We start from the raw sequence: 6,409 nt of genomic DNA on the forward strand, positions 1-6,409 counted from the left end.
CACATAAAACACACCTTATTCCATAATAATAAAAAATCTCAGATTCCAGGATGCCTTTTCCCTGAAATCTGAGATTTTTATATTTATTATGCTATTTCGTACATCTGGATATTTACTTTTATACTTCTGTCGCATGAAAATACAATCCGTTCTGCTTCCTGCGGCGTACAGATTGCCGTTGTACTTACCTGCCGTCCCTCGTTTACAAACAACTCTATGGACTGACGGTCCAGTATGAAGCGAAGTTTCAGAGCTTTTTCCGTACCACGTATCTTCATTTTTCTCTGGCACACTACATCTTTGTTTATTCCACAATAGGTTCTGTCTGTTTCCAGTATTCCCTGCTTCCTGTAGTATGTATAACTGGTTGTATAAGACTCATTATGTGCAAGATCGATCCGGAACTCTTCATAGTCTCCCTCGGGGATCTCCACTGTCATATCCAGTATTCTGCCCCGGATTCCCGGAAGTTCTGTTTTATCCTTGATTTCCGCTTCTTTATAGTAAACAGGATTTTTGTGATATTTCTCCAACTCCCTTACCGGCTTCTGGAAAAGAATTCCGTTTACATATTCCAGTTCTCTTGGCAGCGTCATCATTCCCTGCCAGCTTTGTCCGTCAGGAATCACACAGGAATCCCATGACTTCATCCAGGCGATCATGACTCTTCTTCCATCTGGAAGACAGGTTGTCTGAGGCGCATAGAAATCCAGTCCGTAATCCAGTGATCTGGGTTCATCTTTTATAAAGGTGTGGCTTTGTTTCTCATACCTTCCGGAAAAATACAGAGAATTGTGTCCATTATGGAATTCAAGTCCCTCTGCTGTCATATTCTGTGGAGAACAAATCAGAATATGGTTTCCATTCAGTTCAAAAAAGTCCGGACATTCCCACATGCATCCGATTTTTCCTGATGTGTTTTCAGCCAGAATGGTTTCAAATTTCCATTTTTCCAGGTCTGAGCTGGAAAACAGTACCACCTGCCCTTTATATTTTTCGCTTTTATTTCCCACGATCAGATAATATTTCCCATCTTCTTCCCAAATCTTCGGATCACGAAAATCAATCTGACTGCATCCCTGCGGCAGCATGTCCCCGGTGATTACCGGATTCTGCGGTGATTTTTCATAGGTTACTCCGTCGCCAAAGGCAATGCACTGGTTTTGTCTTTCTTCCCGGCTTCCGTCAGATTTTTCCTCATCTGTAACTCCGGTATAGATAAGCACATGTCTGTCTCCTGCCTGAACAGCGCTTCCGGAAAAGCATCCTTTTTTGTCATATTCCTGATCCGGCGCCAGAGCCACCGGCTCTGTCTTCCATTTTATCATATCATCCGTTACGCTGTGTCCCCAGTGCATAGGACCCCAGCAGATGGAATATGGATGATACTGATAAAACAGATGCACCTTTCCTTTATATACAGAGAACCCGTTGGGATCATTGATCCAGCCTGCAGGAGCAGAAACATGAAAAACAGGTTTCTCTCCTTCCGGCATCTGATTCATCTGTTCATATTGAAATCGAGTTGCTTTTGTTAATTTTTCGCTCATTTCAAACTCCTGTATCGCTATATATTTTTTACTTTGTATCTCCCTGATTTTCCATCAGGCTTTCCTGATATTGATCAAAATACTTCTGTTTGATGGCCAGATAATCTGACAATCCATACTGTTCCATTTTTTCAAGATAGCTGTCCCACTCTTTTTCAATCCCGCCATTCAGGATCCAGTCCGCTTTTTTCTGTTCTGCATATTTCTTAATATCTGTATCATACTGGGATATCTTGTTAGTGTCCTCAATGCTCATAAATACATTTGGATAAACGTATTTACTGTTCATATCCTTCAAATATACCTCATGCATGTTATCCAGACGCCATTTGGCATCATCTGGCTGTGTCACATATACGTCATAATATTCATTCAGTATGGCAAGAGGTCCGTTTACTGACTGAGCCTCCCTTACCTCTACCGGGGACTGATCTCCCAGGTCCATATGCTTCAGCATAGGCTCTCCATCTTTATTTGTTGCCATCTCAAAAATATTAAAGGAATCCTCTTCTCCATAAGTTCCCCAGTTATTCTGAGGAGACTGGAGAGGTGCATACATCTGATCGATCCAGGCTGCTGCCAGAGCCGTATTTCTGCAGCTGGTGGTAAGCACACAGCGTCCTCTGTCAAAACCGCTGGTCTCACTGTTGTTCTGTCTTGTGACATTAACAAGACCCTCCGGACCGGCAAGAGCCGGAAGCATCACATAATCCTGATAATTATCAATATTCGAAATATCCCAGGTAAAGCAAAGACCATAACGGTGATTTTTACCTTTTGCCACATATGTAGACCACTCCTGAGTAAAGGCTTCCGGATCTACCAGCTTTTCTTCTACCAGCTGGTGAAGCCACTGGATTCCTTCCTTATACCCTTCCTGTACAGTGGTGTAGATCACTTCGCCCTGGTCTGTCACTGCAAAATGATCCCCCGTATCACCATAGCCCTCTCCAAATCCGTTAATCAGGATGGACGGATCCTGATCTCCGTTGTTTATAATAAAGGACATAGGAATCACTCCGCCCTCAATCTCAAATTCCTCTTCCAGTTCTGCGGCGTGATCGCGAAAGGCAATCAGTGTTTCCTTCAGTTCATCCACCGTAGACGGTACTTCCAGCTTCAGATAATCCAGCCATTTTTTGTTGATATAGGGAATATTTCCAATTGCCTGAATAGCCTCTTTTCCTGCCCCCAGCTGTTCAATCCATGGGAATGAGTAAATATGTCCGTCCGGCGCTGTACACATTGTCCTGTATTCCGGATACTGTTCGAATACCCTCTGAAGATTAGGCATATATTTGTCAATGAGATTTTCCAGGGGAATGATAATTCCCTGTTTTGCATATCTCAGAAGATCATAATCATTCATTCCTGCATTGAACAGACCATCCGGAAGGTTTCCAAACTGTGCCAGAGCCAGGTTCTTCTTGTCTGCAAACTGATCTGCAACAAAGCAGGTCCAGTCAATATGCACATTTGTCTGCTCTTCCATTCTCTGGAAAATAACCCTTTCATTCGGATCCTGCGTTGATGTTGCCGGTGCATTTGTAATAAAGGACAACTCCGCCTGCTCCTTCAAAGGAAACGAAACCTCTGATACAGGAGTATCCGGATTGATCTCTGCTTCCATACGCTCTCTTTTTCCACATCCTGCAGCAGAAGTAAGCATCACAACGGAAAGACCTGCCGCTATCAGCATTTTTATTCTTTTTTTCATGCTTTACATCCCCCTTAACCTTTTACAGAACCAACCATGATTCCTTTATCAAAATACTTCTGGAAGAACGGATACATAATCAGAAGCGGCAGGCTGGATACTACGATAGTAGCATATTTCAGAAGTTCAGCAACCTTTGCCATCTCCGCCGTGCTCTGGATATCCGCTATCATTCCCGGCTGAGGCGTGTTCTGGACCAGGATCGATCTTAATACAAGCTGCAGAGGCTGGAGCTCTGCGTCGTTTAAATAGATCATTGCGTCAAAATAGCTGTTCCACATTCCTACAAATGACCATAATGCCAGAACTGCAATAATGGGCTTGCAGACAGGAAGCATTACCTTGAAGAAATGCTGGATCTCATTTGCACCGTCAATAGAAGATGCTTCCCGCAGTTCCTTGGGAATAGACTGATAATAGGTTCTTGCCAGTATCATATTCCATACGTTGAATGCTCCCGGAAGAAGAATCGCCCAGATGGTATTTACCATATGTAACTGATTAATTAAAATAAAAGTAGGGATCATTCCTCCGCCAAAAAACATTGTAATAAGAAAGATTGTATTAAAAAATTTTCTTCCTACAAATTCTTTCTTTGACATAGGATAAGCTGCCAGCAGCGTGATAAACACAGAAATCACAGTAAATGCCGCTGAATAAAAAAATGAATTGAAAAATCCACGCCAGATCATATCGTTTTCCAGAACTCGTCTGTAGGCATCCAGCGTCCAGTCTTTAAAATTCAGGCTGATTCCCCGACTGTTCAGTACATTTGGATCCATAAAGGAAGCCATTAGAATATATACAAGAGGGATCAGTATTGATAAAACAAAAATGCCAAGAACAGTATAGCCGATTCCCAGAATCACTTTATCAGATGTTCCGAGTTTCATTTTTCTTCTTGTTTCCATTTCTTTCCTCCTCTTTATAAACCTTCGCCATCATTTAACTTTTTCACAACCCAGTTGACTGCGATCAGTAAAATAACATTGATAATAGCGTTAAATAAACCTACTGCTGTAGAATATCCGTAATCTCCATTAAGAAGACCCATTCGATACACATATGTTGAAAGGATTTCAGATGCCGGAAGATTCATGTCCGTCTGTAATGCAAAAGCTTTTTCAAATCCGATACTCATAATGTTTCCTGCCTGCAGGATGAACTGGATCACAATGATGTTTTTGATCGCCGGAAGCTCTACATATCGTATCTGCTGGAAGATATTTGCTCCATCTACGATTGCCGCCTCTTCCAGATCTTTGCTGGCATTTGCAAGAGCAGCCGTATACATAATCGATGACCATCCGGCTGTCTGCCAGATTCCGCTGGCAATATAAATCGTACGGAAAGCTGAAGGCATTGTCATCCAGTTTGTATCAATCCCGAGGAGGGAATTAATAGGGCCTACCGGCGAGAGAAACATACGAACCATACCGCAAAGAACGATGACAGATATAAAGTTCGGCGCATAGATCAGCAGCTGAATCTTTTTTCGTATTCCCTCACGTCTTATACGATTTAACAATAAAGCCAGGATAATGGGAATCGGAAATCCCCAAAGCAGACCAAATGCACTGAGCTTCAGAGTATTCATCAAGTATTCCATAAAATCCGGCGATGACAGGAATCTTTTGAAGTATTCCAGTCCCACCCATTCGCTTCCCAGAATGCCGTCAATGACGTTATAATCTTCAAAAGCGATCAGCACTCCGCCCATGGGAAGATACTTGAAAATGATAGTAAGAAGCAGTGCCGGCATAAGAAAAAACAGGTAAAGCTGCCAGTTCTTTTTTACATACATCAGCTTATCCTTTGCCGTTCGCTTGACAGGTGACGTTTTCTTTTTCGCTAAAATGTTCACTCCATTTCCCTCCGTTTTCTTTTTCGATCTTATAACCGGTTAAGTAACCGGTTACTTTAAATTGATAATACATCACTTTTTTCTGTCTGTCAATAGATTGGAGCTAAAAAAATAACCGGTTACTTAACCAGTTATTTTTAGATTGATTTTTTATATCTGCCTTGTTATACTTGTAAATATCCATATAAAAACGTGTCTGACATAACATAATTACCATATAAATACAGGGAGTACAGAATCATGGCAAAAAAAAAAGTGACATTTGCTGATATAGCAGCTTACACAAATTTTTCAAAAACAACGATCTCCAGATATTTTAATAACCCGGATTCACTGACCCTTGAAAATCAGGAAAAAATAGCCGCAGCTCTGGAAGAACTGGGATATCAGGAAAACAAACTGGCCAAAGTCCTTGCCAACGGAAAAAGCGAATTTGTCGGAATCATCATCCCCAATCTCTATCTTCATTATTATTCAGAAATCTTAAATCAGCTTTTGTCCAGTTACTCAAAATTCGGCTATAAATTTCTTGTCTTTGTCAGCAATGACGGAAGAGAACGGGAGCAGCAGTATATCAATGAGCTTCTGGCTTATAAAATTGAGGGTCTGATCATTCTGAGCCACACTTTTTCCTCGGCAGAACTGGCAAAATGCAATATTCCCATTGTAGCTATTGAGCGGGAAGCCAAACATATCTGCAGTGTGGATACTGACAACTATATGGGCGGACTGCAGGCAACCAGTCTTCTGATACGAAACCACTGCGATATCCTGATCCACATCAATGTTCCCGTACCCGAAAATGTTCCGGCTCATAACCGTATCACTGCTTTTGAAGATACCTGTCAGAAGTATCATGTGCCATACGAACTCATGCTGGGCGATCTTGGCTCCACTTATGAAACAACCTTTGACCGGATAAAAGAAACTTTTGAAACTATCGAAGAAAAATATCCTGACAGAAAAAAAGGAATTTTTTTCGCCAACGATACTTATGCAAATATATTTCTGAATCTTATCATCCAGAAATATGGACATCTGCCAGAACAGTACCGTCTTGTGGGCTTTGATAACTCTCCTATCGCAAATGAAGCTATCGTGCCCATTACCACCATCGGTCAGCAGATCGACAAAATTGCTGAAACTGCTTTGGAGCTGCTGGTCTCTCAGATGGATGAAATGAAAAAAAGGAAGCCTTCTCCTTTAAAAACTCCTGTTCATAAGCAGATCACTCCTGTTCTGATCCGCCGCAAGACAACTGACTGACAAAAAGCTCTC

The 6,409-nt window shown here is 41.8% G+C and carries 5 protein-coding genes; 1 reads left to right on the forward strand and 4 read right to left on the reverse strand.

All coding sequences use genetic code 11. From position 1 onward, the window contains the following. Positions 1 to 86 precede the first annotated feature (86 nt). From QVP40_RS05960 to QVP40_RS05975, 4 genes are read right to left on the reverse strand one after another with little or no spacing between them, the layout of a single operon-like run. Positions 87 to 1,550: a glycoside hydrolase family 32 protein gene (locus QVP40_RS05960; RefSeq protein WP_022067571.1), complete on the reverse strand. Its 1,464-nt coding sequence runs from the start codon at positions 1,548 to 1,550 to the stop codon at positions 87 to 89. Between the two features lie 28 nt (positions 1,551 to 1,578). Beyond that, positions 1,579 to 3,267 (reverse strand): hypothetical protein, encoded by a 1,689-nt coding sequence (locus tag QVP40_RS05965; protein ID WP_022067572.1) that lies wholly within the window; start codon positions 3,265 to 3,267, stop codon positions 1,579 to 1,581. A 14-nt stretch (positions 3,268 to 3,281) separates the two neighbouring features. Continuing rightward, positions 3,282 to 4,178: a carbohydrate ABC transporter permease gene (locus QVP40_RS05970; RefSeq protein WP_022067573.1), complete on the reverse strand. Its 897-nt coding sequence runs from the start codon at positions 4,176 to 4,178 to the stop codon at positions 3,282 to 3,284. A gap of 14 nt (positions 4,179 to 4,192) precedes the next feature. Next, positions 4,193 to 5,071: an ABC transporter permease gene (locus QVP40_RS05975; RefSeq protein ID WP_147598627.1), complete on the reverse strand. Its 879-nt coding sequence runs from the start codon at positions 5,069 to 5,071 to the stop codon at positions 4,193 to 4,195. A gap of 300 nt (positions 5,072 to 5,371) precedes the next feature. On the opposite strand from QVP40_RS05975, the gene QVP40_RS05980 reads away from it, so the two are divergent. After that, a complete protein-coding gene (locus tag QVP40_RS05980) occupies positions 5,372 to 6,397 on the forward strand; it encodes a LacI family DNA-binding transcriptional regulator (RefSeq protein WP_022067575.1) in 1,026 nt (341 codons plus the stop codon). Positions 6,398 to 6,409 lie beyond the last annotated feature (12 nt).

Source organism: Blautia sp. CAG:257, from assembly GCF_000433815.1.
GTDB classification, from domain to species: domain Bacteria; phylum Bacillota; class Clostridia; order Lachnospirales; family Lachnospiraceae; genus Blautia_A; species Blautia_A caecimuris.

Excerpts from the sequence above, each read along its gene's own strand:
- QVP40_RS05965 (WP_022067572.1), bottom strand. The coding sequence starts at position 3,267 with ATGAAAAAAAGAATAAAAATGCTGATAGCGGCAGGTCTTTCCGTTGTG.
- QVP40_RS05960 (WP_022067571.1), bottom strand. The coding sequence starts at position 1,550 with ATGAGCGAAAAATTAACAAAAGCAACTCGATTTCAATATGAACAGATG.
- QVP40_RS05970 (WP_022067573.1), bottom strand. The coding sequence starts at position 4,178 with ATGGAAACAAGAAGAAAAATGAAACTCGGAACATCTGATAAAGTGATT.
- QVP40_RS05975 (WP_147598627.1), bottom strand. The coding sequence starts at position 5,071 with ATGTATGTAAAAAAGAACTGGCAGCTTTACCTGTTTTTTCTTATGCCG.
- QVP40_RS05980 (WP_022067575.1), top strand. The coding sequence starts at position 5,372 with ATGGCAAAAAAAAAAGTGACATTTGCTGATATAGCAGCTTACACAAAT.